The organism is Nocardia sp. NPDC057227 (assembly GCF_042669725.1).
In the GTDB taxonomy this organism is placed as follows: domain Bacteria; phylum Actinomycetota; class Actinomycetes; order Mycobacteriales; family Mycobacteriaceae; genus Nocardia; species Nocardia asteroides_A.
Genome location: NZ_JBHUXA010000019.1, coordinates 90967 through 116870 on the forward strand (window position 1 = coordinate 90967; position 25904 = coordinate 116870).

Sequence of the window (25904 nt, forward strand, 5' to 3'; positions counted from 1 at the left end):
GGGGGGAGGATGCTCCACTCCGCGAGGGCGAAGTGCTGTCCGCACGAGCGGCGCGACCGGCCGCAGGAGCCGCCGCGGGACGAGCCGAACCGGCCGACCCCGAGCGACTACGTCGGCCCCGGCTGGTTCGGCAGCAGCTGAGCGCAGCACGTTTCCGGAAGCGGCGGCGGTGCTCGTCCGCGACGATGGCCGGGTGACGACACATCACCCGCCGGGACCGGCGTTATGAGAATCTCCGTACTGGCCCTGGCGGCAACGGGTTTCGCGCTGATGGGGCTGGCCGCGCTCGCCGCGCCGGACCGGATCGTCGCGCCGTTCGGCATGCGTGCCACCACCCCGGCGGCCGCGTCGGAGGTGCGCGCCGTCTACGGCGGCTTCGGCATCGCGCTGGCCGGGGTGCTGGCGTGGGCCGCCACCGGGGCCGGGGGAGCGCACACCGGGGCAGTGCTCGCGGCCGGGATCGCGCTGCTCGGGATGGCGGGCGGGCGGCTGCTCTCCCGGCTGCTCGACCCGGGGGTGCCGTTCTACCCGGTGTACTTCTACCTGCTGGTCGAGCTGGTGTCCGGTGCCGCCCTGTGCGCGGTCGCGTAGGCGATGATGGCGGGATGACGGCGTCCACGATCTGGCTGTGGCCGGGGCGGGCGGCCTACCTCGGGCCCTCGCTGCGGCTCGACGCGCACAGCACCGCCGTCCCCTGCTACGCCGTCGGGGTGGACGAGCCCTTCCACCTGACCGTCGCCGGGGTCGGGCGCCGCGTGCGCGGTGCGCGCATCCCGCCCCGCACGGTGCACCGGATCGAGGCGGGGCCGGGGCGGATGTTCTTCGACTATCGGATCGCGGGAACGCCCGCCGACCCCAGGATTGCCGAAGTATTGCGGATGCTGCTCGCCGACCCGGCCGATGCGCCGGGCGCGGCGGGGTTCGCGGCCGCGGCCGGGCTCTCGACCTCGCGCTTCCTGCACCTCTTCGCCGCGCAGACCGGCACCAGCTTCCGCCGCTACCGGCTCTGGGCCCGGATGCTGCGGGCCGGGCACGCCCTCGCCGCCGGCGGCGACCTGACCCGGGCCGCCGCGGACGCGGGCTTCGCCTCACCCAGCCACTTCAGCGACAGTTTTCATGCGATGTTCGGGCTCACCGCCTCCACGCTGCTCGCGGCCGACTGCCGAATCGTGACCGTCGGCGAGGTAACGATGCGGACCGGTACCCCGACGCACTTGGCGGAACCGGTCACATCGTCGCTCAGAGGGAGCCCAGTATGAAACGTCCCATTCTCGCCACCCTGGTCGCCGGCGCGGGTATCGCGTGTGCCGGTGCGTTGCTGGCACCTGCGGCGTCGGCCTATCCGGTCGGTCCCTGGAACATCGAGGGGCCGTGCGCGGGCAAGGCGCCGCAGGAGTGTCCGATGAGCCCGTCGGAGGACGGCCTCACCTGGGGCTGGCACGGCGACGCCTGGAACTACGACAAGACGGGCGCCTTCGTCTGCATGTCGTCCAGCTTCTGGTGCGGCCCGCTGATGGGCGTGGTACGAGCGCTGCCGCCGACCCCGATCGGCCCCTGGATCCACCCCTCCTGATCAGAACCGCCCCAGGTACTCCGCGAACCGGGTGCCGATGATCCGGTGCGCGGCGGTGTCGGGGTGCAGCCCGTCCGGCAGCGGGTGGGTCTCGGCGTCCGCGGGGCCGTAGAGCGCGGTGCCGTCGAGGTGGTGCAGGTTCGGGTCGGCGCGCTGCGCGGCGATCTCGGCCAGTGCCTCCCGGACCACGGTCAGGGTGAGCCTGCCGCGCGGGACGTCGTCCGGGTCGCCGGTGGCGATGAAGCGCGGCGTCCCGGTGGCGATGCTCGCCGGGTCGAAGGCGCCCGGGCCGGGCGTGTGCTCGTGGATCCCGCAGTAGAGCGGCGAGATCAGCAGCAGCGGGGTGGCGGGGTGCCCGTCCCGGAGGGTGTCGAGGAAGCCGTGCACGGCGGGGACGAAGGCGCGCAGCCGCATGGCGTCCGCGTTCACCACGTTGATGCCGAGCTTCACGCTGATCAGCTCGGCGGGTGCGTCCCGGACGGTGCGGGCGACGAACGGGTCGACGAGCGCGTTCCCGCCGAAGCCGAGGTTGCGCAGCTGCACCCCGGCCGCCCGCGCGGCGATCGCCGTCCAGACATCGGTCGGCCCGGACGCGTTCGAGCCCTGGCTGATCGAGCTGCCGTAGTGGATCCAGCGCCTGCCGGGCTCGGGGTCCGGGGTGATCGGCGCGTCGGCGTGCAGGGCGACCAGCTCGACCGACTCGTTGTGCGGGAGCCAGATCTCCACCGTTGCCGCCCGGCCGGGCAGCCCGGTCACCGCGGTGGTGTGCGCCGGGCCAGGATGCGGGGTCGCGGCCCCGGTCGCGGGGTCGAGCTCGGTGTGGTCGCCGCCGGTCAGCTCGTCGCGCAGCACCACCGCGCCGTCGACGACCACGTCGATCCGGCCGCGCGGGCGGGGGAGTCCCCGGTAGGAGAGCCGGGACGGGTGCGTGGTGAGCGTGAGCGCGGTGGCCGCGGTCCGGAGGACCAGCCGCACCCCGGCGGTCTGCGCCTGCATCTGCCCCAGGTAGGGGTCGGGGAACTGGCGGCGGGCCCAGCCGGGCAGCCGGTGCGGCCGGAGCCCGCGCGGGGTCGATTCCAGTTCGGCGGCGCCGCGCACGAGGTCGGCGGTGATCGGAGTGGGTCGCACGCCGTCGCATTCTGCCCGGCGTGGTCGGGGCATCTTTTGTCGGTGCCGCTGGGTAGGTTCTGGGGCGTGGAAGCCGGGGAACGAATCCAAGAGCTCGCCGATCGCATCGTCGCGATGCGCGATGCCTACTATCGGGGCTCGCCGCTGGTCGCCGACGCCGAGTACGACGTCGTCGAGGACGAGCTGCGCGCGCTGATCGCCGAGCATCCGGAGCTGGCGCCGGACCCGAACCCGCTGGAGCAGGTCGGTGCGCCCGCCGTGCTGCACGCCCCGGTCCGGCACTCGCGGCCCATGCTCTCGCTGGAGAAGGCGACCAAGCCCGAGCAGGTCGCGGCCTTCTTCGACCGCTTCCCCGGCCAGCCGGTGGCGGTGATGCCCAAGCTGGACGGGCTCTCGCTGGCCCTGGTCTACTCCGACGGCGCGCTGCTCCGCGCCGTCACCCGCGGTGACGGCACGACCGGTGACGATGTCACGCCGCTGGTCCGGGCACTGGTGGACGGGGTGCCGGAGCGGGTCGAGGTGCCGGGGCGGGTCGAGGTGCGCGGGGAGGCGGTCATGCTGCGCTCCACGTTCCTCGCCTACAACACCGCGCACCCGGACAAGCCGCTGATCAATCCGCGCAATGCCGCCGCGGGCACGCTGCGGGCCAAGGATCCGGCCACGGTGGCCGAGCGCAGGCTGCAGTTCTTCGGGTTCGATCTCGACACCTCCGAGGGCGGGGCCGCCTCCGACCTGGGGGAGGGGCTCGCCGCGATCGGTGTGGCAGGCGCGGCCATGCGGTTGTGCGACGACGCCGAGGCCGCGCAGGCGGCGATCACCGCGATCGAGCAGGGCCGCAACGATCTCGACTACGACTTGGACGGGGCCGTGCTGCGGCTGGCCGATCGCGCCGCCTACGCCGCCGCCGGGACGCGGTCGAACTCCCCGCGCGGCGCGCTGGCGTTCAAGCTCGCCGCCGAGGAGAAGACGACGCTGCTCAACGAGGTGATCTGGGATGTCGGCAAGACCGGCAAGATCGTTCCGGTGGCGTGGCTGGAGCCGGTTTTCGTCGGCGGGACCACGGTCACCAAGGCGACGCTGGCCAACCAGGAGGTGATCCTGGCCCGCGACATCAAGGTCGGCGACACCGTGCTCGTTCGCCGTGCGGGGGACGTGATCCCTTTCGTGGCCGGGGTATTGGACGCCTCCAAGCGGACCGGCGCGGAAAAGGACATCGAGGTTCCGACCGTCTGTCCCTCGTGTGCGCAGCCGGTGCTCGAGCAGGGCAACAGCCGGGAGCTGTTCTGCACCAATGCCGCCTGCCCCGCGCAGACCGTGCGCCGGTTGATCCACTGGGCCTCGCGGGCGTCGGCCGATATCGATGCCATCGGGCAGAAGTGGATCGAGCGCCTCGCCGAGGCGGGGATTCTGGAGAATCCGTCGGATTTCTACACGCTCACGAAGGAGCGGCTGCTCGAATTCGACCGGGTGGGTGAGGTTTCCGCGACCCGGATGATCGAGTCGATCGACCGCAGCCGCCAGGTCGGGTTGCGCCGCGCGCTGATCGGGCTGGCCATTCCGATGGCCTCCGACGGCACGGCGGCCCGGCTGGCCCGTTCCGGGTTCGGGTCGCTGGAGGAGGTCGCCGACGCGGGCGAGGAGCGGCTGGTCGCGGTGGAGGACATCGGCCCCAAGGTGGCCGCCTCGCTGGTCGAGCACCTCACCCGGCTGCGCCCCGAGCTCGAACGGCTCCGCGCGCGGGGCGTGAATCTGGATGTGCGGCAGGAGGATCTGCCGCCGGTGGTCGCCGCGGGCGCGCCGCTGGCGGGCAAGACCGTGGTGATCACCGGGGCCATCGCCGACCCGCGCTCGGGGGAGAAGGTGGCCCGCCCGACCTTCCAGCGGCTCTGCGAGAAGGCGGGGGCCACGGCGGCGTCCTCGGTCTCGGCGAGCACCGACCTGCTCATCACCGGCGCCGGGGTCGGCGACAGCAAGCTGGCCAAGGCCGAGAAGCTCGGCGTCGAGGTGGTCGATCAGGGCGCGATCTGGGAGCTGCTGATCGCGGCCAAGGTGGTCTGACCGAGGTCAGTGCTCGTCGTAGTGGCCGTCGTGGGCCGCGTGCCTGCACCCGTCGTGCACGTAGTCCACGTGATCGCCGTGCGGCACCGCGACGTGGCCGCAGCCTGCGCCGTGCTCGTGGGCGTGGCCATCGTGGGTGTGGTGCCCGGCGGTCTCGCACTCGTCGAAGTGCCCGTCGTGGGCGCGGTGCAGGTGGCCGTCGTGCACGAAGTCGATGTGGTCGCCGTGCGGGACGGCGACGTGGCCGCAGCCTTCGCCGTGCGCGTGCTCGTGGTCGGTGTGCTCCTGATGGGTGGCGGCGGTCATGGCGTCCTCCGGGAGGTGAGCAGGTCGTATATCCGGGTGCGCATACCTTATCGCCGAGGGTCGCTGGATGTTAGCCAAATCCGTCGCCGGGTCAGCCCCGCATCGGGACCGGCTCCGAGACGGCGAGCCGGGCCGGGATCAGCACGGTGGCGCGGATGCCGCCGTAGACCGATTCGCCCAGCTCGATCTCGATGTCGTGCCTGGCGGCGAGCCGGGCCACCACGAAGAGCCCGAGCCGGGAATCGCCCGCGGTGCCGAAGTCCGGCGGGTCGGCCAGGGTGGCGTTCACCCGGACGATGTCGGCGGGCATCATGCCGGTGCCCTGGTCCTCGATCACCAGCAGCACGCCGCGGCTGTCCGCGGTGCCGGAGATCTCCACCCGCGATTGCGGCGGGGAGAAGGTCACGGCATTGTCGGCCAACTCGGCGAGCAGGTGCACCAGGTCGGCGACCGCGCCGCCGATGATGTGCAGCTCGGGCAGCCGGGCCACCCGGACCCGGGAGTAGTCCAGCGTCTCGCCGACCGCCGAGCGCACCAGGTCGATCAGCGCCACCGCGTGCCGCCAGCGCCGCCCGACCTGCCCGCCGCCGAGCACGATCAGGTTCTCCGCGTTGCGCCGCTCCCTGGTGGCGAGGTGGTCCAGCTTGAACAGGGTGCCGAGCAGCTCCGGGTCCTCCTGCGTGCGCTCGGCGTCGTCGAGCAGCTCCAGCTGCCGGTGCACCACCACCTGGCTGCGCCGCGCCATGTGCAGGAAGACCGTGCGCACGCCCTCGCGGGTGCGGCGCTCGGCCACCGCCGCCCGCATGGCCGAGGCGGCGGCGCGCTCGAAGGCCGAGGCGACCTGGCCGATCTCGTCGGTGCCGAAATCCAGCCGGGGGGCCACCGTCGCCGGGTCGACGGTGCGGTCGGCGCCGAGCTGCTGCATGACCTCGGGCAGCCGATGGTCGGCCAGCTCCAGGGTCTCCGCGCGCAGCCGCCGCAACCTGCGCAGGATCCGGTTCGCGAGCAGCAGCGAGACGCCGAGCGCGAGCAGCGAGACGGTGAGCATCGCCGCCGCGGCGAGCTGCGAATTGCGCTCGGTGGCATCGGCGTTCTCGGTGGCGAGCGCCTGCGTGTCGTGGCTCTGCTCGACCCAGAGGTTCAGGATGCGCTCGCTCACGTCCGCGGCGGCGACCTGCCACTCCTGCGGGGTCACCGGCAGCACGGGCACGCCACCGGCCTCGGTGGCGCGCAGCGCGGCGCGGGTGAGCACGGCCCGCTCGGTGGCCTCCAGCATCTGCCAGGCCGGGGTCGCCATGAGCTCGGCGGTCCGGCTCCGGTCGCGCTCGTCGATATCGCGGGTGAAGGCGGCGAGCTCGGTGCGGTAGTACCCGGCCTGCCTGGTGAGTTCGGCCGCGTTCGCGGTGGTCGCGGTCGCGGCGGTGTCCAGCGCGTAGCCGAGTGCGTTGCCGCGGGACATGCTCTCGGCGGCCTGCAGCAGCCGGATGCCGTCGGCGATCTGCACCGCGACCTCGGCGTCCGGGGTGGCGTTCCTGGCGTTGGCGGTGCCGTCGAGGATGGAGTCCAGGATGCCGTTGTAGAAGCGGTAGGCGTCCTCCAGCGGGAGCGCGCCCGCGTCCGCGCCCGCCCGCACCGTCACCAGCACCTCGGTGAGCTGGTCGAAGGCGTCGTTCTGCATCGTGGCGTCCCGGTCGATGGTGTCGATCGCCGCCTGCACCTCGAACGCCTTGCGGATGGCGGTGTCCATCGCGGCGCGCGCCGAGGCCAGCCGGGCGGTCGCGGCCCGGTCGCCGGCGAGGTGCGCCATGGTGACCAGGCGTTCGCCCTGGATCGCGCCGATCACCTGCACCGTCTGCGGCAGCGTCTGCTGCATCTGGGTCGCCCACTCGGCGGCGAAATCGGCCTCGGACACCAGGGAGGCCACGGTGCCGCTCCCGACGAGCAGCACCGCCACGCTCGGAACCAGCGCGACGGCGAGGACTCGGGCGCGGACACCGAGTCTCGGTATTTTCACGGACCGCAGCCTAACCAGAATTCGGCGTTACGGAACGGTGATTCTTCTGTTCTGCCACAATGATTTTCGCCAGCGAAAGTGGAGTTATCGCCTCCGCTGCGGGTTCAGTCAACCACGGTGAGCCGGGTGCCCGGATCCTCGGCCAGCCCGTCCAGCCAGTGCAGCGCGGCGGGCCAGCCGTCGGCCCGTGCGGACTGCTGGAGCAGCCGCAGTGCGGGCAGGGTGAACTCGCCGACCCGCGAACCGAGGCCGAGCAAACCTGTGGCACGAAGCTGCCAGTGCGCGGCCGCCGCCTCCGGGTAGCCGATCTGCTCGGCGGCCAGCTGGGCGACGATCGCCTCCGGCAGCCGCACCCGTGCCGGGTCGCGGTCGAGCCAGGCCAGGACGCCGAGCGCGCGGCCGCGGGCGGTGTGCCGGTGCTCGAAGCCGAGCGCGGTGCCGGTGAGCCGCGGCTCCAGCGCGCCGAATTCGGCGATCAGCGCGCGCATCTGCGTGACGGTCGGGCCGTCGGACCAGACCAGCGTGGTCACCGCGACCGCGCCGCTGCCGTCGTGCGGGCCGTCGACGCGGACGCGGACCCGGCAGCACGCGAACTCCGCGAGCCGCTCCGCCCAGAGTGCCGCCGGTGGATCGTCCGTCCGTCCGGCGCCGTCGCCGTTCACCACGCCTCCGCTCGCTCGACCCGATGCAGCACACTGTCGGCAAACATGTCGCGCGCGGTACGCGGCTCGTTACCGCGGGTGCGGCTGGGGCGGAGCGCCGGTAGATTCTGCGGAGCCCACCTCGGGCGGAATCGGGAGGAAGCCCGGCGTGCTGCACCTGCGCATCATCAGTCCGGTCGGCTCGACCCCCGACGTGCTGGCGGCGCTGCGCGCCGATCCCGGCGTCACCCACCTGTCGCTGCTCCCCGGCGCCGCGCTGGCGCCGGAGGGCGATCTGATCCACGCCGACGTGGCGCGCGAGGCCGCCAACACCGTGCTCGCCGAACTCGAGCGGCTGGGGCTGGCGCAGGCAGGCGCCATCACGCTGGAGCCGATCGAGACGGTGCTCTCCGACGCCGCCGAGCGCGCGGACGAGGCGGCGCCCGGTGAGCCGACCGACGCGGTGGTGTGGGAGGAGCTGCTGGCCCGCACGCACGAGGAGTCGACGCTGAGCGCCTCGTTCCTCGCCTTCCTGACCATCGCCTGCCTGCTGGCGGCGGTCGGGGTGGCCACCGATTCGTCGGTCACCATCGTCGGCGCCATGGTGGTCGGCCCCGAGTTCGGCCCGCTCGCCGCGTTCGCGGTCGGCGTCGTCCGCCGGGATCGGGCGCTGGTGCGGCGCTCGGCGCTGGCGCTGCTGGCCGGCTTCCCGCTGGCGATGGCGATCACGCTGGCGGCGACGCTGTGCTGGGAGCAGTTCGGCTGGATCACGCTGACCGGGTTCGAGGCGGCGCAGAATGTCGACTTCATCTACCGGGTCGGGCCGTTCTCGCTGGTGGTCGCGGTGCTCGCGGGCGCGGCCGGGATGCTGGCGCTCTGCACCGCGAAGTCGGCGGCGCTGGTCGGCGTCTTCATCTCGGTGACGACGGTGCCCGCGGCCGGGTTCGCGGTGGTCGCGAGCACGATCGGCGAGTGGCACGCGGCGCTCATGTCGATCGGGCAGCTGGCGCTCAACCTGGCCGGGATCGTGGTGGCCGGGGTCGCGGTGCTCTACCTGGGGCCGCAGGAGGGCGATGCGCGCTGGCGGCTGTCCCGGCTGCTGCGCGGAGGCTGACTCAGGGCCGGTAGATGTCCGGGATGCCGTCGTTGTCGTCGTCGCGCTGCTCGCGTTCGGCGATCCGCCGGTAGGCACGATTGCGGGCGGTCAGCACGAGGGCGGCCAGGATCGCCGCGGTGACGGTGCCGAGGAAGACCCCGATGCTGGCGTGGTCGGTGGCGAGCGGGTCGTCGTAGGCGAGGTCGGCGATGAGCAGCGAGACGGTGAAGCCGATGCCTGCCAGCAGCCCGACGCCGAGCACGTCCACCCAGGCGAGGTCGTCGTCGAGGCGGGAGCGGGTGAAGGTGGCGAGCAGGTAGCTGGTCAGGACGATGCCGGCCACCTTGCCGAGCACCAGCCCGGCGACCACCCCGATGGTGATCGGGTCGCGCAGCGCAGCGCCGAGGGCGCTCGCGCCGCCCAGGTGCACGCCCGCGGCGAAGAACGCGAAGACCGGGACGGCGAAGCCGGCCGAGAGCGGGCGGATGCGGTGCTCGAGCCGCTCGGCCGGGCCGGGGCCGTCGGAGTTCCCGGCGAGCACCGGCACCGCCAGTCCGAGCAGCACCCCGGCCACCGTGGCATGCACGCCGGACTGGTGCACCAGCCACCAGGTGAGCACGGCGGGCACCGGAAGCAGCCATCCCGGCAGGCGCCGCCGGACCGCGACGAGGAACACCGCCAGCGGAACCGCGGCGGCGGCGAGGTAGCCGAGCCGCAGGTCGTCGGTGTAGAAGACGGCGATCACGGTGACGGCGAGCAGGTCGTCGACCACCGCGAGGGTGAGCAGGAAGGTGCGCAGGGCGGCGGGCAGGTGGGCGCCGAGCAGGGCGAGCACCGCGAGCGCGAAGGCGATGTCGGTGGCGGTCGGCACCGCCCAGCCGGCGAGCGCGTCGCCGCCGGTGCGGGCGGTGACCGCGACGAAGATCAGCGCGGGCGCGATCATCCCGCCGACCGCGGCGAGGATGGGCAGCGCCGCCCGGCGCGGATCGCGCAGGTCACCGGCGACGAACTCGCGCTTCAGTTCGAGGCCGACCACGAAGAAGAAGATCGCGAGCAGGCCGTCGGCGGCCCAGGCGTGCAGGGGCAGGTGGAGGTGCAGTGCCGCCGGGCCGACCTGGAGGTCGCGCAGCGCTTCGTACCCGTGCCACCACGGGCTGTTCGCCCAGACCAGGCCGACGAGCGCGGCCCCGATCAGCAGCAGTCCGCCCGCGGTCTCGGTGCGCAGGATCGCGGTCAGCCGTTGCGCTTCGGCCCAGGAGCCGGGGCGGAGCAGGCGCGGCATGACGGGTCCCTTCGACGGAGAACCCGGCCCGTAGCCAGGGCCGGGTGCCGACCAGACTTCCCGGCACACCGGTCGCTACTCTGCCCGACCGGCCCGTCGCGGGCAAACGCCGCCGGTCAGAGTTCGGTCGCGGGGCCCTTGGAGAGCGCGCGGCCGAGCGCGAGGGCGGCGGTGCGGACGGCGGGGGCGAGCAGTTCGGGCGCGAAAACGGCGGTCGGCACCGAGACCGACAGCGCGGCGATCGGGCTCCCGGCCTGCAGCACCGGCGCGGCGACGCAGCAGCAGCCGAGCGCGGACTCCTCGCGCTCGACGGCGACGCCGGTGCGCCGGACCGCCTCCAGCTCCCTGGCCAGCCGCGCCGGGTCGGTGATCGAGTTGCCGGTGTAGCTGCGCGCGGGCGCGGCCAGCGCGGCGGCCCGCACCTCCGGCCGCTCCGGCGCCAGCAGCGCCTTGCCGACGGCGGTGCAGGTGAGCGGGAGCCTGCCGCCGATCTGCGAGGGCAGCGGCAGCGCGGCGTGGCCGTGGATCTTCTCCACGTACACCGCGTCCAGCCCGTCCCGGATCGCCAGGTGCACGGTCTGCCCGGTCACCGCGTAGAGATCCTGCATGAACGGCAACGCCGCCGAGCGCAGCCGGTACTTGAGCCCGACCCGCTCGCCCAGCTCGAACAGCCCGAGCCCGAGTTCGAAGCCGCCGCCGGTGCGGGCCAGCCAGCCCAGCTCGACCAGCCCGGTCAGCACCCGGTGCGTGGTCGAGCGGGGCAGCCCGGTGCGCGCCGCCACCTCGGCGAGGGTGAGCGCGGTGCCGCCGGGGAAGGCGTCGAGCACCAGCGCCGAGCGCTGCAGCAGCGACAGGTTGTCCCGTTTCATGGGACAGATCCTATTCACGGCCGTGCGGCGGGCCTACCGTACGAACCATGACAACGGTGCAACCCCAGACGATCGAGGCGGCGGCCGCACGGCTCGCCGCCGCCGCGGCGACCGGCATTCCCTGCGCCCCCATCCGCGATCTGATCGCCTCGGACGACCTGGCCTCGGCCTACGCCATCCAGCAGCGCAACCTCGCGGCGCTGCTCGCGGGCGGCCGCACCGTCATCGGTCGCAAGATCGGGCTGACCTCGCCCGCGGTGCAGCGCCAGCTCGGCGTCGAGCAGCCCGACTTCGGGGTGCTGCTCGACGACTTCGACTGCTCCGGCGATGCCGAGGTGGACTTCGGCAGGCTGCTGCAGCCGCGGATCGAGGCCGAGATCGGCTTCACCCTCGCCGCCGACATCACCGGCCCGATCACCGCCGCCGAGGCCCCCGGCTACGTCCGGACGGTGCACGCCGCGCTGGAGATCGTGGACAGCCGGGTCGCGAACTGGGACATCCAGTTCGCCGACACCGTCGCCGACAACGCCTCCTCCGGGCTCTACGTGCTCGGCGACTCGCTGCCGATCGCCGACGCCCCCGCCCTGGAGCAGGTCACCATGGTGCTGACCACCGGCGGCGAGCAGATCTCCGCCGGCCGCGGCACCGACTGCCTCGGCAGTCCGTGGGCGGCGCTGGCCTGGCTGGCGAACACCGCCCGCGAGTTCGGCTCCCCGCTGCGCGCGGGCGAGATCGTGCTCTCCGGCGCGCTCGGCCCGCTGGCGCCGGTCGCGCCGGGCGCCGCCTACCGGGCCGAGCTCTCCGGAATCGGCAGCGTCACCGCCATTTTCAGCACTCCCGAAAGCAGGAAAGCATGAGCCGGATCAAAGCCGCGGTCATCGGGTCGGGCAATATCGGCACCGACCTGATGATCAAGCTGCTCCGCGTCGCCGAGCACGTCGAGATCGCCGTGCTGGTCGGCATCGACCCCGAATCCGACGGCCTCGCCCGCGCCCGCAGGCTCGGCGTCGCCACCGTCGACAGCGGGGTGCGGGGGTTGATCGAGCACCCGCTCTTCGACGAGATCCAGATCGTCTTCGACTCCACCTCGGCCAAGGCGCACCTGGCCAATGTCGAGGCGCTGCGCCCCTACGGCAAGCGGATCATCGACCTGACCCCGGCCGCGGTCGGCCCGTTCGTGGTGCCGACGGTGAACCTGGACGAGCACATCGATGCCCCGATCGTGAACATGGTGACCTGCGGCGGGCAGGCCACCATCCCGATCGTGGCCGCCGTCGCCGCGGTGACCGAGGTGCACTACGCCGAGATCGTCGCCTCCATCGCCTCGAAGTCGGCCGGGCCGGGCACCCGCGCCAATATCGACGAGTTCACCGAGACCACCTCGGAGGCGATCGTGAAGGTCGGTGGCGCCGCGCACGGCAAGGCGATCATCGTGCTCAACCCGGCCGAGCCGCCGCTGATCATGCGCGACACCGTGCTCACCCTGGTCACCGACCCCGACCAGGAGGCGATCCGGGAGTCGGTGCGGAACACCGTCGCCGCCGTCGCGAAGTACGTCCCCGGGTACCGGCTCAAGCAGGAGGTGCAGTTCACCCGGTTGGACGACGCCGAGCCGGTCACCACGCTGACCGGCGGCGTCGACCGGGGGCCCGGCCTGTGGAAGGTCGCGGTCTTCCTCGAGGTCGAGGGCGCCGCGCACTACCTGCCCGCCTATGCGGGCAACCTCGACATCATGACCTCCGCCGCCCTGCAGGTCGCGGAGCAGATCGCCGACACCCTGCTTTCGGAGGCAGTCCGATGACCGAGACCACCCGCCCCAGCGCCGTCGACGGCGCCGCGCTCTACATCCAGGACGTCACGCTGCGCGACGGCATGCACGCCATGCGGCACCGGATCACCCCGGAGAACGTCGGCCGGGTCGCCGCCGCGCTGGACGCCGCCGGCGTCGACGCCATCGAGGTCACCCACGGCGACGGCCTGGCCGGGCACAGCCTCACCTACGGCCCGGGCAGCAATACCGACTGGGAGTGGATCGAGGCCGCCGCCGCGGTGGTGCACCGGGCGAAGCTGACCACCCTGCTGCTGCCCGGCGTCGGCACGGTCGCCGAGCTGAAGCGCGCCTTCGCCATGGGCGTCACCTCGGTGCGGGTGGCGACGCACTGCACCGAGGCCGACGTCTCCGCCCAGCACATCGGCACCGCCCGCGAGCTCGGCATGGACGTCAGCGGCTTCCTGATGATGTCGCACCTGGCCGAGCCCGCCGCGCTGGCGCAGCAGGCCAAGCTCATGGAGTCCTACGGCGCGCACTGCGTCTACGTCACCGACTCCGGCGGGCGGCTCACCATGAACGGGGTCCGCGACCGGGTGCGCGCCTACCGCGACATCCTGGATCCGGGCACCCAGATCGGCATCCACGCGCACCAGAACCTCTCGCTCTCGGTGGCGAACTCGGTGGTCGCGGTCGAGGAGGGCGTCATCCGGGTGGACGCCTCGCTGGCCGGGCACGGCGCCGGCGCGGGCAACTGCCCGATCGAGCCCTTCGTCGCGGTCGCCGACCACTCCGGCTGGAAGCACGGCTGCGACCTGTTCGCGCTGCAGGACGCCGCCGACGACATCGTGCGCCCGCTGCAGGACCGCCCGGTCCAGGTCGACCGGGAGACCCTGACGCTCGGCTACGCCGGGGTCTACTCCAGCTTCCTGCGGCACGCCGAGGCCGCCGCCAAGCAGTACGGCCTCGACACCAGGCAGATCCTGCTCGCCGTCGGTGAGCGCCGCCTGGTCGGCGGCCAGGAGGACCTGATCACCGATATCGCGCTCGATCTGCTGGCGGCGCAGCGCAGCGGGTGACCCTCGGGTCGATTGCTAATGATAATCGTTGTCGATAGTGTGAGCGGGCTCGTACCGCTCGATCGATGAGGATGAATCATGTTGCGAAGGACCTTTGCCGCTCCCGCGCTGGCGCTCGCCGCGCTCGGCGCGCTGCCCGGCACGGCGCACGCCGCGCCCGCGCCGGGCGGCGAGGCCGTCACGTTCGAGGCCCGTGCCACCGAGACCGCCTCGATCATCGAGATCGGCTCGGGCGCACTGGAGGTGGCGGACGGCGTCCTGCGGATCGTCTCGCCGGAGGGCGCCACGCTGGCCGGTGCGCCGCTCACTTTCCGGCTGGACGACTTCGAATTCCCGATCGCCGCCGAGATCTCCGGCCGGACCGCGGTGCTCACGCCGCGGCTCGAGCCGGAGCGCGCGGTGTACAAGCCGGTCGCGCTGCCGTACGAGGACAAGGCGCCCTGGAAGACCGAGTACGACCGGGAACAGGCGGCGTGGTCGCGGATGACGAGCACCATCAGCATGGGCGCCACCATCGGCACCCTGGTCGGCGGGCTCACCGGCGCCGCGGCGGGCTGCGTGCTCGGCGGGATCGCCGGGGCGACGGTCGCCTCGGCGACCATCGTCGGGCTCTTCGGGCCGTTCGTCCCCGCGGCCGCGATCGGCTGCATCGGCGGGGTGCTCGCGATCGGCGCGCTCGGCACGGTCGCCGGGCAGATCCTGGTGACCGCGCCCGCCGCCATCGGGGCGGCGATCCAGTACTTCAGCACGATCAACGCGCCGTACCCCGCGAAGTAGCGGGGCGGGGCCGGCCCCGTGCGGGCCGGCCCCGGTCAGCGGAGCGGTGCGTGCCTGGATGCGCCGAGAACCGCTGCCGCGGGGCCGTGTTCGACCAGGCGGCCGTCGTGCAGGACCGCGACGGTGTCGGCGACGCGGGCGAGCACGGCGAGGTCGTGCGCGATCACCACGCGGGTGGTGTCCAGCCCCGCCAGCAGGTCGAGGATCGCGGCCCTGGTGACGGTGTCCAGGGCGGTGGTGATCTCGTCCGCGATCAGGAGCCGGGGGCGGGCAAGGAGCGCGCGGGCCAGAGCGGCGCGCTGCAGTTCGCCGCCGGAGAGGTGGGCCGGGCGGCGGGCGGTCGCCGGTGCGGGTAGTCCGAGGCGCTCGAGCAGTTCCGCGGCGGCCGTGCGGGCCTGCGCGGTATCGAGGCCGCGCAGGCGGATCGCGGTTCTGGCGATCTGCTCCAGGATCGGGCGGTGCCGGTCGAAGGAGCCCGCCGCGTCCTGGAAGACGTACTGCACGTCGGCGATTCCGGGGCGGCCGCGGGCTTCGATGGTGCGCGGGAGCCGGATGCCGTCCAGGCGGATCGCGCCGGTGGCCGGTGCGTGCAGCCCGGCCAGGCAGCGGGCCAGGGTGGTCTTGCCGCTGCCGGAACGGCCGACGATGCCGAGGCAGCTGCCCGGCTCGACGGTGAGGGTGATGCCGGTCAGCACGGTGTCGCGGTGGTGCAGGGCGGCGAGGCCGCTGACCTCCAGACGGGCGCCGCCGACGGGGCCGTCCGCCCGTGCGGCCGGGGCGGCGACGGCACCTTCGCGCCGGATCCCCGCACGGGGTGCGCGGACGTCCCGGCGCGGGTGCGGTCTGCCCTGCGCCGCCACCAGGGCGCGGGTGTACTCCGCCGCCGGTGCGGTGAAGACCGCGGCCACCGTGCCCTCCTCGACCACCCGGCCCCGATCCAGCACGATCACCCGGTCGGCCAGCGCCCGCACCACGTCCAGGTCGTGGCAGAGGACGAGGACGGCGATTCCGGCGGCGCGCAGTGCGCGCAGCTCGTCCACGACGGCCGCCCTGGTCACCGGGTCCTGACCGGTGGTCGGCTCGTCGGCGACCACCAGCACCGGATCGCCGAGCAGTGCCTGGGCGATCAGCAGTCGCTGCTGCTGCCCGCCGGAGAGCTGGTGCGGGAAGCGGCGCAGGAAGCGGCGGTCGTCCGGAAGGTGTGCGCGGTGCAGCGCGCTCCCCGGATCGGCGTTGCCGTGGTGCCTCGCGAGTTCGCGCAGCGCGGAGCCGATGCGGCGCACCGGGTCGAGCGCGGCCGCCGGATGCTGCGGGACGAAGGCGGCCCGGCCCGCGACCCGCGCCGAACCGCGCACCTCGGCGCCGGGCGGGAACTCGCCGAAGAGGGCGAGCGCGGTCGTGGTCTTGCCGCTGCCGGAGCCGCCGACCAGCGCGACGATCTCGCCCGCGCCGACCCGCAGGTCGACCGCATCGAGCAGGGTCCGATCACCGGCCGTGACCGAGAGGGCGGCGATCTCGGCGACCGGGTTCATCGGCCCCGCCGATCCGTCGCGTTGTCGAAGACGAGATTGAGGCCGACGGTGAGCGAGACGATGAGCAGGGCGGGCACGACGACTCCCCAGGGTCGCAGGAACAGGCCGGCCCGGTTGCGGTCGACCATGACGGCCCAGTCGGCGGCGTCCGGGGCGACGCCGATGCCGAGGAACGAGGCCGAGGCCACGAGGTAGAGCGCCGCGGTGAGCCGGATGCCGAGATCGGCGGCCAGGGTGCGCAGCAGGGACCGGCCGACGTAGCGGACGGCGATGTACACCCGGCTCTCGCCCTGCAGCCGGAGCGCCTCGGCCGCGGGCCGGCCCGCGACCTCGAGCGCGGCGGCGCGCACCACCCGCACCACGTCGGGCAGGTTCACCAGCGCGACCGCGGCGATCACGATGCCGGTTCCGGCGCGGGCGATCCCGGCGACCAGGATGAGCAGGAGCAGCGAGGGCACCGCGAGCAGCAGGTCGAGCGGGCGCATGAGCGCCTCGTCCACCAGGCGGCGCCGGGTGGTGGCGGCCGCGAGCGCCACCGGGATGCCGGCGAGGTAGGAGAGCGCGGTGGCGGCGAGCGCGATCAGCACCACGCTGCGCCCGCCGAGCAGCACCTGGTGCCAGACGTCGCGGCCGACGAAATCGGTGCCGAGCGGGTTCCCCGCGCCGCCCGCGAACGGAATACCGCGGGTGAGCTCGTCCGGCACGAACCAGGGGCCGGCCAGCGCCAGCAGCAGTGGCACGCCGAGCAGCGCGACCCCGACGCCGTAGCGCGCGAGGCGCCGGGATCGCGCGGCGAATTCGCGATCCGCGCTCACCGGAGCCCCGCCGTCCGGGGCGCCAGCCGGAAGGCGGCCACGTCGGCGACCAGGTTGACCAGCACCGTCGTGGTCGCGAAGAGCACGGCGAGCCCCTGTACGACCGGCAGGTCACGCGCCGCGACCGCGTCGACCAGCGCGGTCCCGAGCCCGGGGATCACGAAGACCGCCTCCACCACGATCACACCGCCGAGCAGCCAGTCGACCGTGCGCGCGAGCTGCTGCACGGCGGGCGCCACCGCGTTCGGAAGCGCGTGCAGGTAGCGGATCCGCCACCGGGGCAACCCGATCCGCACCAGCTGCCGGACGTACCCCGACTCCAGCGCCTCGATCGTCCCGGCGCGCACCAGCCGCGCCACCGAGCAGATCGGCCGCGCGGCCAGCACCAGCAGCGGCAGCACCAGGACGGCCGGCTCGGCGAACGGGTCGATCCCGACGGCGGTCGGCGGCAACCACCCGAGCCCGACCCCGAACACCGCGACCAGCAGCAGCGCCAGCGCGAACTCGGGCACCGCGTGCAGCCCGATGCTCACCCCGCTCACCACCCGGTCGGTGACCCCGCCCTCCCGGCTGCCGGCGAGCACCCCGAGCCACACCGCCAGCGGGACGAGCACCGCAAGGGTGAGCCCGGCGAGCAGCAGCGTCGGCGGCACCGCGGCCGCGAGGAACGCGCGCACCGGCCGGTCGGCGGCGAGCGAGGTGCCGAGGTCGCCGCGGGGCAGCCCGGCCAGCCAGTCCAGGTACCGCTCCGGCGCGGGCCGGTCCAGCCCCATGGCGGCGCGGATGCGCGCGATCCGCTCCGGATCCGGGTTGTCCCCGGCGAGCGTCACCGCCGCATCCCCCGGCAACGCCTCAACCAGCAGGAACACCAGGGTGACGACGGCGAGCACCTGCGCCGCGCCGAGCGCGAGCCGCCGCGCCACGTACCGGCCGAGGCTCACGCCATCCAGACCTTGTCGAAGCGCGCCCAGTCCAGCGTGTTGGCAGGCGCAGACGCCACGCCGGAGACCGAGCGCGCGGTGCCGACGATGCTCTCCCCGAACCCCCACCACAGGTAGCCGCCGTCGCTGTGCAGCAGCCGCTGCATCCGCGCGTACACCTCGGTGCGGGCGGCCGGGTCGGCGGTGGCGACGGCGGTGTCGTAGAGCGCGTCGAACTCCGGCCGGTTCCACTTGGTCACATTGTTGCTCGCGCCGCCGAGCAGCCGCTGCGCGATGTGCGTCTCGATCGGCATGGTGCCGGAGCGGAAACTGGTGAGCGCCCCGGTGTTCAGGGTGTCGGCCCAGTAGGTGTCCTTGTTGCCCTGCACCACGTTCAGCGTGAGCCCGGCCGCGCGGGCCTGGTCGGCGAGCACCGTGGCCGCCTCCACCATGCCCGCGGAGGCGGTGGAGGTGAGCAGGTCGATCCGCGCGCCATCGGCCCCGGCCGCCCTGACCAGCGCCCGCGCCCGGTCGAGGTCGACGGTGCGCTGCGGGATGGCGTCGTCGTAGTACTGGTAGCCGCGGCCGAACAGGTCGTTGCCCACCTGCCCGGCGCCGGAGAGCACGCTGTCCACCAGCTGCTGCCGGTCGGTGAGCAGGAAGAGCGCCTCGCGCAGCTCGCGGCGGTCGAACGGCGGCCGGTCCAGCTTCATGGCGAAGCCGTGCGCCAGGCTGTTCGCCGAGCGCACCACGGCGACCCGGCCGCCGGCCTCGTGGCTGCGCGCGGTGGTGGCGGAGAGGTCGTGCGCGTACTCGACCTGGCCGCCGAGCAACGCGTTGATCCGCGCGGACTCCTCGTTGGCGAGCAGGAACTCCAGCTCGTCCAGGTGCGGGGCGCCGTCCCAGTGGTCGGCGAAGCGGGCGAGCAGGGTGCTGCGGCCCGGTTCGAAGGTGCGGAAGGCGAACGGGCCGGTGCCGTTCGGGCGGTCGAAGTCGGTGTGGCCCTCGGGCACGATGTACGCGCCGAAGGCGGCGAGCACGTTGGGGAACTCGACGAACGGGCGGCGTAGCGCGAACTCCACCGTGCGGTCGTCCACCGCGCGGCTGGCGGCCAGGTCGATGACCGCGAGGCTGGAGCGGGCGCGCAGCGCCTGCGCGGGGTCGAGGATGCGGGCGTAGCTGGCCAGCACGTCGGCCGCGCGCAGCGGACGGCCGTCGTGGAACACCGCCTGCCGCAGTGTGATCCGCCAGCGGGTGAGCGAGGGGTCCGGCTCCCAGCGCTCGGCCAGCCGCGGCCGCGGGGCGACGTCGGAGCCGAGGTCGGCGAGCTTGTCGTAGAGCGCCTTCGCCCGCGCGGCCTCGACGAACAGGTTCGCCCGGTGCGGGTCGAGCACCTCGCGGGCCCCGCCGCCGGCGAAGACCGCGCGCAGCCTGCCGCCCGCGCGCGGCGCGGCGGCGGGTTCGGGGCCGGTGCCGCAGGCGGCGGCGAGCGCGACGGCGCCCGTTCCCGCGGCGATTCCGAGGAACCGGCGCCGGTCGAGGGTGGGGTGCTGCATCAGGCTTCTCCTTCGGGGGCGGCCGCCCGGAGCCGGGCGACCAGGTGCAGCCGATCGCCGGAGGCGGCGTCGGCGGACGGCGCCGCGCCGGGTTCCCACACCGGGTCGGTGCGGGGGCCGGGGCCGTCGAAGAGGGCGAGGACGTCGAATCCGGCGACGTCGAGGAAGTACCGCAGCTCCTGCGGGAAGAGGAGGCGCCAGGCCGACTCCTGGTGCAGGGCGGTGCCGTCCGGGAGGGCCCAGATCCGGCTGCGGCGCAGGAGTTGTGCGGTGTGGTCGATGCGCAGGGTCGTGTGCGAGTGGTAGGTATTGCCGTCCCAGGTGAGCGCGCGGGTGCCAGGGGTGTCGAGCAGTTCGGTGCTCCCGAGGAAGAAGGCGCCGTTGCGCATCTCGGCGATCAGCAGCCCGCCCGGGGTCAGGTGCCGGGCGCAGTGCCGCAGGAAACCGGCGAGTTCGGCGTTGGTGTGGCAGTAGAGCAGGGCGCTGTCCAGGCAGGTGATGATGGCGAACCGGGTGTCGAGTTCGAATTCGCGCAGGTCGCCGTGGACGAAAGTGGCCGCGGGGTGTGCCTTCCCGGCGTGCTCGAGCATGGCGACGGAGGAGTCGAGCCCGGTCACCGCGTAGCCGATCCCGGCCAGGTATCCGGCGTCCCGCCCGGTCCCGCAGCCGAGGTCGAGCAGCGTGCGCCCGCCCCCGAACCGTCGCCCGATCTCGTCGACCCACCCGGCCGCCAGGTGACCGGGATCCGGGAACTGCGCCTGGTACAGCTCGGGATTGTCGGTGAGGAAGTTGCGTGCGTCCGCGCTGCCCGGCGTGCGGGGGAGTACTCCGCCACCGCGATCCGCTCCTTCCGGCGCGCCGGCATCGCCGCGCTCCGGACCGGGCAGGCTCATGCCGTGACCTCCGCGCGCGGCAGCGCACCGAACCGGTGCAGCAGCAGCACCGCGGCGGCGCAGCCGAAGCCGATCCCGGCGCAGACCAGCGCCGCGATCCACCCCGTCGGCCTGCCCCCGAGTTCGCCGAGCGCACCGACGGCGGCGGTGCTCACCGCCGCCACCACCCCGGACACCAGGTAGAACATGCCGAAGTAGGTGCCGGTGTCGCTCTCGGTGGTGAAGGCCGGAATGAGCTCGTACACGAACGGCTGCGCGATCATGATCCCCACGGCCAGGAACACCGTCGTCACCAGCACCGGAATCAGCGCGAGCGGCGGCGACAGCCCCAGCAGCGGCGCCGCGCCGAGCAGCGCGAACCCCGCCCCCATGACGGCCATCCCGAGCGCGAGCGCGGGCCCCCGCTCGGGGCGGGCGCCGAGCCGCCTGGTGATCGGCACCTGCCCGGCGAGGGTCACCGCCGTGGAGACCGCGAACAGCGCCGCCACCGCGCTCGCCCACCCGGTCGCGCGCTGCGCCGCCACCGCGAGCACCAGGTACAGCTGGTTCTGCAGCGCGAACATCCCGCTCAGCGCCAGCGTGAAGGCGAGGAAGCGGCGGTCGCGCAGGCAGGCCGACCACTGCGCGGGCACCGAGCGCTGCTGCGGCGGCACCGCGCGCCCCGGCAGCACCGCGGCCTGCGCCAGCGTGAGCAGCGCGAAGATGCCCGCCGCGACCAGCGCCGACACCCGGAAGTCGACGAAGACGAGCACCGCCCCGAGCGCGGGCCCGGCCAGCGCCCCGGCCTGCGCGAACACGTTGAACAGCGCGAATGCCTCGGCGCGGCGGTCGGTGGCGACCGCGATGTAGGCGCGCACCGCCGGATTGAACAGCGCGCCCGCCAGCCCGCTGAGCACCGCAGCCGCCAGCAGCACCGGCACCGACTCGCCGAGCGCGAAGAGCCCGAACCCGACGGTCCGCAGCCCGCACCCGGCGATGATCACGCCGCGTGCGCCGAGCCGGTCGGCCGCGGTGCCGCCGAGCAGGAAGAGCCCCTGCTGGGCCAGGTTGCGCACGCCGAGGATCACCCCGACCACAGCGAGGGAGAGCCCGATGTCGTCGGTCAGGTAGGTCGCCAGGTACGGGATCAGCAGGTAGAAGCCGAGATTCACGCCGAACTGGTTGATCAGCAGCAGCCGGACCGCGAGCGGGAAGGTGCGGAACGAGGTCAGGGTTCCGCTCACGGGGCTGCCCGCCGCACGCCGAGGCCGGGGGTGTTCGCCGGGCGCAGCAGGCCGTCGTGGCCGCCGATGCCGGTCCACGGGTCGTGCGCGAGCAGCAGGTGGCCGTCCAGGTCGACCCAGCGGGCGTGCGGGGTCAGGTGCACGGCGGGGGCGATGCCGAGCGAACTGGCGACCAGGCAGCCGAGCATGATCTCCAGCCCGGCGTGGCGCGCCGCGGCGATCATGGCGCGGGCGGGGTCGAGGCCGCCGCACTCGGCGAGCTTCACGTTCACCCCGGCGACCGCGCCCGCCAGGCCGCGCACGTCGGCGACGGTGGCGGCGTCCTCGTCGGCGATCACCGGGACCTGGCTGCGCTCGCTCACCCAGGCGAGGGTCTCCGGTGCGCCCGGCGCGACCGGCTGCTCCACGGCGGCGAGCCACGGGAGGTGGTTCAGGACCCGGACCGCGCGGTCGGCGCTCCAGGCGCCATTGGCGTCGGCGATGACGGTGGCGTCCGGCGCGGCGGCGCGCACCGCCGCGAGCCGCTCGATATCGGCCGCGTCCCCGGCCTTGACCTTCAGCACCCGGAATCCGCTCGCCCGCAACCGTCTCGCCTGCCCGGCGGCGTCCCGCGGGTCGCCGATCCCGATCGTGCGCGCGGTCGCGACCGGGGCGAGGGTGTTCGCCGGTCGCCCGGCCGCGCCTGGCGTACCCGCGGTGCTCCGGGGCAGGGCGTACACCGGACACCCCGCCCGAACCCCGAGGAGATCGTGCGCGGCGGCATCGAGCGCGGCCCTGACCCCGGCGGGCGGGGGAGCGGTGGCCAGCACCGCCAGCACCTGCTCCCCGTCCGCGGCCGCGGTCAGCGCGGGCCGGGAATCCTCCAGTGCCCGCGCGATCCCGGCGACATCCAGCCCCAGCCGCACGCTGGTGACCACCTCCCCGTGCCCCCGCACCCCATCGGCATCGGTGAGGGACACCTCCACCGCCTCCCGCGCCCCCATGCTCCCGCGCGCGATCCGCAGCGGCGTGGCGAGCGCGAGCGCGGTCACCCGCCACGAAACCCTCACGCGGGCACCCGCTTCGCGGCCAGCGGGTCGACGACGGTCCGGCACCGGGTCCAGCCGGAGACGGCGACGCAGCCGGGATCGGCCACCTCGACCGGATACGGCCTGCGCGGCGCGAAAAGCCCAGCGCCGGCGCAGAACTCGTCGTCGAAGATGGTCCCGAGGTACCGGTGCGGCCCGTCCGGGAAGACCGCGACCACCGACACCGGATCGTCCACCCGGGCCAGCCAGGCCGCCACGGCGGCGACCGCGCCGGTACTCCAGCCGCCGGTGACGAAGCTGTGCCTGGCCAGCCTGCGGCAGGCGTCCACCGCCTCGGCCGGGCCGAGCCAGTGCACCTCGTCGAAGGCGTCGTAGGCGACATTGCGCGGGTGGATGCTGCTGCCGAGCCCGCGCATGAGCCGCGGCCGGTCCGGCCGCCCGAAGAGCGTCGAGCCCACCGAATCCACCCCGACCAGCCGGATCCCGGGCCGGTGTCGGCGCAGCTCACGCACCACCCCCGCGCTGTGCCCGCCGGTGCCGACGCTGCACACCAGTACGTCGATGTCGTCCAGTTCGGCGAGCAGCTCCCCGGCGAGCGCCGCGTACCCGGCCGGGTTGTCCGGGTTGTCGTACTGCGCCGGGTACCAGGCGCCGGGCAGCGTGGCGAGGACGCTGTGCACCCGTTCCAGCCTGGCCCGCTGCCAGCCGCCTGCCGGGTGCGGTGCGGTGACGATCTCCAGCCGGGCGCCGTGCGCGGTGAGCAGGGCCCGCATGGCGGGCTCCAGCTCGTCGTCGACCACGAGCACCACCGGATGGCCGAGCAGCTGCCCGGCGTACAGCAGCCCCAGACCCATGGTGCCGCTGGTCGATTCCACGACCGGCGCGCCGGGCCGCAGCTCGCCGCGGGCCCTGGCCGCGGTGAGCATGGAGACGGCGGCGCGCGCCTTCATCCCGCCCGGCCGCAGGTACTCGAGTTTGGCCCAGAAACCGCGGTGCTCGTGCGGCAGCGGAGTGGTGATCCGGGCGAGCGGGGTAGCGCCGAGCAGGTCGCGCAGCGTGGGGTTGGCCACCGGGGCCTCGGGCAGGGGTGCGCTCACGCTGTGCGCGGGCCCTGCGTGGTCGCGATCGGCCATCGTGCCCGGTTCGCTCACGCCGCCTCCCCCTGCCGATAGCGGTGCAGCACGCTGGGCCCGCCGTCCAGCCAGAAGAACGGGTACGGCTCCGCGGAGAGCGCGGTCACCCCGGCGCCGACGAAGCAGCGCAGCACCGCGGCCCCGGTCTGCGCGAACACCACCAGCGGCAGCCCGCGCGCGGCGGCCGACCGGCGCAGCGGCTCGAGGGTGCCGTTGGCCAGCGTCATCCCGGAGACCAGCAGGGCGTCGCAGCCGGGCAGCGCCGCCTCGGCGTCGGTGCCGATGGGCTCGCCCCACTCGGTGTGCCCGCCGATGTGGTCGCACGCCAGGTACCCGATGCCCCGCGCGCGCAGCCCGCGCAGCAGCGAATTCACCACGCCGACGACGAGAACCCTCCGCACCCCGGCGCCGAGCAGCTCGACCACCGCCGCCGCCCGCGCCTCGGACTTGGCCCGCGAATCCCCGCCCGGCACCGTCACCGGCTCCCCGGCGTGCGGCCAGGCCGCTGCGAGCACGGCATCCAGCGCGGCCACCCGCACCGGAAGCAGCGGATGCTCGAACAGCGCCCCCGCCTGCCTGCCCACGCAGGCGTGCACGGCATCGTCGGTGACGCTGCCCGGCGCCACCGCCGCGGAGCCGACCGCCGCGCCGACCCGCAGGCTGAGCACGTGGTTCCGGTACCCGGTGCGCCGCCCCGCGTGCTTGGCGCCCTGGTGCGTGGTGAAGGCGACGGTCACCGGCGCGGCGGCGGCCGCCGGCGCCGCCGCGCGCACCCGAGCGGCGAGTTCGGTGAGATCGGTGACGCGACAGAGGCTCTCCGGGATCACGGCGCCACCGCCCCGGCCGGCTCCGCGTACCGCAACTCCAGCCGGTCCAGCAGCTCCTCGGCCCGCCGCCGCGCCCCCGCACCCGCCCCGTCCACCACCATGAGGTGCCCGAGGTAGGCGTTGTTGCTCGTCGGTTCGCCCGCGACGGTCCCCGGCTCCGGCAGCACCGCCTCGACCACGTCCGGGAGCGCGCCCAGCTCGGCGGCCGCGCCGCCGCCGCGCAGCCGGACCGCGCCGAGCCGCCCCGCCCGCGGCGGCACGATGAGCCCGATCGCGGCGCTCGCGGCGCCGGTGTCCACCGGTTCGAGCTCCGGCTCCTCGCCGAGCGCGAGCCGGGCGTGCGCCATGGGCAGGTCGATCCCGGTGACCCGGCGGACCAGCTCGGTGATCCGGTTCCCCGCCGGCCGCGGATTCACCTCGACCAGGCGCGGCCCGGCGGGCGTCAACCTGACCTCGGTGTGCGCGACCCCGAGCCGCAGCCCGAGCGCCGTCACCGCGGCGACCGCGAGCTCGGCGGCGGCGGCCAGCTCCGGCTCCGGCAGCGCGGCCGGGAACATGTGCCCGGACTCCACGAAGAACGGCGCGCCGGTCAGGCTCTTGTCGGTCACCCCGATCACCGCCGTGCCCGCGCCGGAGGTCACCGTCTCCACGCTCACCTCCGGCCCGGTCAGCAGCTCCTCCAGCAGGACCGCCCGCACCCGGGGCTGCTGTCTGGCATTGCCCGCCGCGGCGGTGGCGGCGGCGTGCGCGGCGCGCAGCTCGGCCTCGGTGGCGACCAGGCGCACGAACATCCCGGCGCACAGATCCACCGGTTTGAGCACCAGCGGGTACCCGAGCTCCGCCGCGGCCGCCGCCGTCTCCGGCCAGCCGGTGGTGACGGCGAAGCGCGGGCCGGGCACGCCCGCCGCGGCGAGCGCCGCGCGCGCGAGATCCTTGCGGCAGGCGCGCGCGGTCGCCTCGGCCCCGGCGCCGGGCAGCCCGAGGTGCTCGGCGACCGCGGCCACCGCGGGCAGGTAGTAGTCGCAGGCGGAGACGACGCCGTCGAAGCCGAGCACCGCGTGCAGCGCGGCGACCCGGGCGGGGAGCGCGGCGAGGTCGTTGGTCTCGGCGGTGAGCAGGTTCTCCGCCGCGAGCAGCGGGTGCACGGCGTGCCCGGGCGGGGTCCTGCGCAGATAGTGGCCCAGATCGCGGGTCAGGAAGCTGAATCGGTGCCCCGACTCCCGGATCGCCCGCGGCAGCAGCGAACTCATCGCCCCCACCCAGCTCTCGATCACCAGCAGATGTCCCATGCCGACCGTCCTCCCGCAAGCCTTTGGCAAATGACAATCATTTTCATGAAGCGCACAATTTGTAGCACAGTCCGATTCCGAGCGCACCCGCGCGCCC

At 74.2% G+C, this 25904-nt stretch carries 26 protein-coding genes; 10 read left to right on the plus strand and 16 right to left on the minus strand.

The genetic code is table 11. The features are described from left to right. Positions 1–9: 9 nt before the first annotated feature. The 4 genes from ACFUJ1_RS24365 (at position 10) to ACFUJ1_RS24380 (ending at position 1573) form a co-directional block, all read left to right on the plus strand. A complete protein-coding gene (locus ACFUJ1_RS24365) occupies positions 10–141 on the plus strand; it encodes a hypothetical protein (protein WP_378649120.1) in 132 nt (43 codons plus the stop codon). An 84-nt stretch (positions 142–225) separates the two neighbouring features. Beyond that, complete coding sequence (locus tag ACFUJ1_RS24370) at positions 226–591, plus strand: DUF4345 family protein (RefSeq protein WP_378649122.1); 366 nt, start codon at positions 226–228, stop codon at positions 589–591. 14 nt (positions 592–605) lie between these two features. Next, positions 606–1259, plus strand: coding sequence for a helix-turn-helix domain-containing protein (locus tag ACFUJ1_RS24375; protein ID WP_378649124.1), 654 nt, complete (start codon positions 606–608; stop codon positions 1257–1259). Further along, positions 1256–1573, plus strand: coding sequence for a hypothetical protein (locus tag ACFUJ1_RS24380; protein ID WP_378649126.1), 318 nt, complete (start codon positions 1256–1258; stop codon positions 1571–1573). Before ACFUJ1_RS24375 ends, ACFUJ1_RS24380 begins: the two co-directional genes overlap by 4 nt. On the opposite strand, the gene ACFUJ1_RS24385 is transcribed toward ACFUJ1_RS24380, so the two are convergent. Next, positions 1574–2701: an SGNH/GDSL hydrolase family protein gene (locus ACFUJ1_RS24385; protein ID WP_378649128.1), complete on the minus strand. Its 1128-nt coding sequence runs from the start codon at positions 2699–2701 to the stop codon at positions 1574–1576. Between the two features lie 66 nt (positions 2702–2767). Here ACFUJ1_RS24385 and ligA point away from each other — a divergent pair, with 66 nt between their 5' ends. Continuing rightward, the gene (gene ligA, locus ACFUJ1_RS24390) at positions 2768–4759 is read left to right on the plus strand and encodes an NAD-dependent DNA ligase LigA (RefSeq protein WP_378649130.1); all 1992 of its coding nucleotides are present in this window, start codon (positions 2768–2770) and stop codon (positions 4757–4759) included. A 6-nt stretch (positions 4760–4765) separates the two neighbouring features. Here ligA and ACFUJ1_RS24395 read toward each other — a convergent pair whose 3' ends face one another. From ACFUJ1_RS24395 to ACFUJ1_RS24405, 3 genes are all read right to left on the minus strand, one after another. After that, positions 4766–5065 carry a hypothetical protein gene (locus tag ACFUJ1_RS24395; RefSeq protein WP_378649132.1) on the minus strand — a complete coding sequence of 100 codons (300 nt, stop codon included), beginning with the start codon at positions 5063–5065 and terminating at the stop codon, positions 4766–4768. A 91-nt stretch (positions 5066–5156) separates the two neighbouring features. Further along, a complete protein-coding gene (locus ACFUJ1_RS24400; RefSeq protein ID WP_378649134.1) occupies positions 5157–7079 on the minus strand; it encodes a nitrate- and nitrite sensing domain-containing protein in 1923 nt (640 codons plus the stop codon). Positions 7080–7183: 104 nt separating this feature from the next. Next, positions 7184–7741 (minus strand): hypothetical protein, encoded by a 558-nt coding sequence (locus ACFUJ1_RS24405; RefSeq protein ID WP_378649136.1) that lies wholly within the window; start codon positions 7739–7741, stop codon positions 7184–7186. 148 nt (positions 7742–7889) lie between these two features. Here ACFUJ1_RS24405 and ACFUJ1_RS24410 point away from each other — a divergent pair, with 148 nt between their 5' ends. Beyond that, positions 7890–8834, plus strand: coding sequence for a DUF389 domain-containing protein (locus tag ACFUJ1_RS24410; RefSeq protein ID WP_378649138.1), 945 nt, complete (start codon positions 7890–7892; stop codon positions 8832–8834). Position 8835: 1 nt separating this feature from the next. Here the strand turns inward: ACFUJ1_RS24410 and nhaA are convergent, their stop codons facing one another. Both nhaA and ACFUJ1_RS24420 read right to left on the minus strand, forming a co-directional pair. Next, a complete protein-coding gene (nhaA, locus tag ACFUJ1_RS24415) occupies positions 8836–10098 on the minus strand; it encodes a Na+/H+ antiporter NhaA (protein WP_378649139.1) in 1263 nt (420 codons plus the stop codon). Positions 10099–10214: 116 nt separating this feature from the next. Next, on the minus strand, positions 10215–10967 hold the full coding sequence (locus ACFUJ1_RS24420) for an IclR family transcriptional regulator (RefSeq protein ID WP_378649141.1): 753 nt from the start codon (positions 10965–10967) through the stop codon (positions 10215–10217). A gap of 47 nt (positions 10968–11014) precedes the next feature. Here ACFUJ1_RS24420 and ACFUJ1_RS24425 point away from each other — a divergent pair, with 47 nt between their 5' ends. The 4 genes from ACFUJ1_RS24425 (at position 11015) to ACFUJ1_RS24440 (ending at position 14591) form a co-directional block, all read left to right on the plus strand. Beyond that, positions 11015–11824, plus strand: coding sequence for a 2-keto-4-pentenoate hydratase (locus ACFUJ1_RS24425; RefSeq protein WP_378649143.1), 810 nt, complete (start codon positions 11015–11017; stop codon positions 11822–11824). Then, positions 11821–12768, plus strand: a complete 948-nt coding sequence (locus ACFUJ1_RS24430; RefSeq protein ID WP_378649145.1) for an acetaldehyde dehydrogenase (acetylating) — start codon at positions 11821–11823, stop codon at positions 12766–12768. Before ACFUJ1_RS24425 ends, ACFUJ1_RS24430 begins: the two co-directional genes overlap by 4 nt. Then, positions 12765–13814 carry a 4-hydroxy-2-oxovalerate aldolase gene (gene dmpG / locus ACFUJ1_RS24435; RefSeq protein WP_378612577.1) on the plus strand — a complete coding sequence of 350 codons (1050 nt, stop codon included), beginning with the start codon at positions 12765–12767 and terminating at the stop codon, positions 13812–13814. The genes ACFUJ1_RS24430 and dmpG overlap by 4 nt, the downstream gene beginning before the upstream one ends. 78 nt (positions 13815–13892) lie before the next feature. Next, positions 13893–14591 carry a hypothetical protein gene (locus ACFUJ1_RS24440; RefSeq protein ID WP_378649147.1) on the plus strand — a complete coding sequence of 233 codons (699 nt, stop codon included), beginning with the start codon at positions 13893–13895 and terminating at the stop codon, positions 14589–14591. Positions 14592–14626: 35 nt separating this feature from the next. Here ACFUJ1_RS24440 and ACFUJ1_RS24445 read toward each other — a convergent pair whose 3' ends face one another. From ACFUJ1_RS24445 to ACFUJ1_RS24490, 10 genes are read right to left on the minus strand one after another with little or no spacing between them, the layout of a single operon-like run. Then, positions 14627–16123 (minus strand): ABC transporter ATP-binding protein, encoded by a 1497-nt coding sequence (locus tag ACFUJ1_RS24445; protein WP_378649149.1) that lies wholly within the window; start codon positions 16121–16123, stop codon positions 14627–14629. Further along, the gene (locus ACFUJ1_RS24450) at positions 16120–16938 is read right to left on the minus strand and encodes an ABC transporter permease (RefSeq protein WP_378649151.1); all 819 of its coding nucleotides are present in this window, start codon (positions 16936–16938) and stop codon (positions 16120–16122) included. The genes ACFUJ1_RS24445 and ACFUJ1_RS24450 overlap by 4 nt, the downstream gene beginning before the upstream one ends. Further along, the gene (locus tag ACFUJ1_RS24455; protein ID WP_378649153.1) at positions 16935–17879 is read right to left on the minus strand and encodes an ABC transporter permease; all 945 of its coding nucleotides are present in this window, start codon (positions 17877–17879) and stop codon (positions 16935–16937) included. Before ACFUJ1_RS24455 ends, ACFUJ1_RS24450 begins: the two co-directional genes overlap by 4 nt. Beyond that, a complete protein-coding gene (locus ACFUJ1_RS24460; protein WP_378649155.1) occupies positions 17876–19414 on the minus strand; it encodes an ABC transporter substrate-binding protein in 1539 nt (512 codons plus the stop codon). Before ACFUJ1_RS24460 ends, ACFUJ1_RS24455 begins: the two co-directional genes overlap by 4 nt. Further along, on the minus strand, positions 19414–20307 hold the full coding sequence (locus tag ACFUJ1_RS24465; protein WP_378649157.1) for a class I SAM-dependent methyltransferase: 894 nt from the start codon (positions 20305–20307) through the stop codon (positions 19414–19416). The genes ACFUJ1_RS24460 and ACFUJ1_RS24465 overlap by 1 nt, the downstream gene beginning before the upstream one ends. Next, positions 20304–21530, minus strand: coding sequence for an MFS transporter (locus ACFUJ1_RS24470; protein ID WP_378649159.1), 1227 nt, complete (start codon positions 21528–21530; stop codon positions 20304–20306). The genes ACFUJ1_RS24465 and ACFUJ1_RS24470 overlap by 4 nt, the downstream gene beginning before the upstream one ends. Continuing rightward, positions 21527–22579, minus strand: coding sequence for an enolase C-terminal domain-like protein (locus tag ACFUJ1_RS24475; RefSeq protein ID WP_378649161.1), 1053 nt, complete (start codon positions 22577–22579; stop codon positions 21527–21529). Before ACFUJ1_RS24475 ends, ACFUJ1_RS24470 begins: the two co-directional genes overlap by 4 nt. Continuing rightward, complete coding sequence (locus tag ACFUJ1_RS24480; RefSeq protein WP_378649163.1) at positions 22576–23709, minus strand: PLP-dependent cysteine synthase family protein; 1134 nt, start codon at positions 23707–23709, stop codon at positions 22576–22578. The genes ACFUJ1_RS24475 and ACFUJ1_RS24480 overlap by 4 nt, the downstream gene beginning before the upstream one ends. After that, positions 23706–24518: a Rossmann-like domain-containing protein gene (locus ACFUJ1_RS24485; protein ID WP_378649165.1), complete on the minus strand. Its 813-nt coding sequence runs from the start codon at positions 24516–24518 to the stop codon at positions 23706–23708. The genes ACFUJ1_RS24480 and ACFUJ1_RS24485 overlap by 4 nt, the downstream gene beginning before the upstream one ends. Next, complete coding sequence (locus ACFUJ1_RS24490) at positions 24515–25807, minus strand: ATP-grasp domain-containing protein (RefSeq protein WP_378649167.1); 1293 nt, start codon at positions 25805–25807, stop codon at positions 24515–24517. The genes ACFUJ1_RS24485 and ACFUJ1_RS24490 overlap by 4 nt, the downstream gene beginning before the upstream one ends. Between the last annotated feature and the right edge of the window lie 97 nt (positions 25808–25904).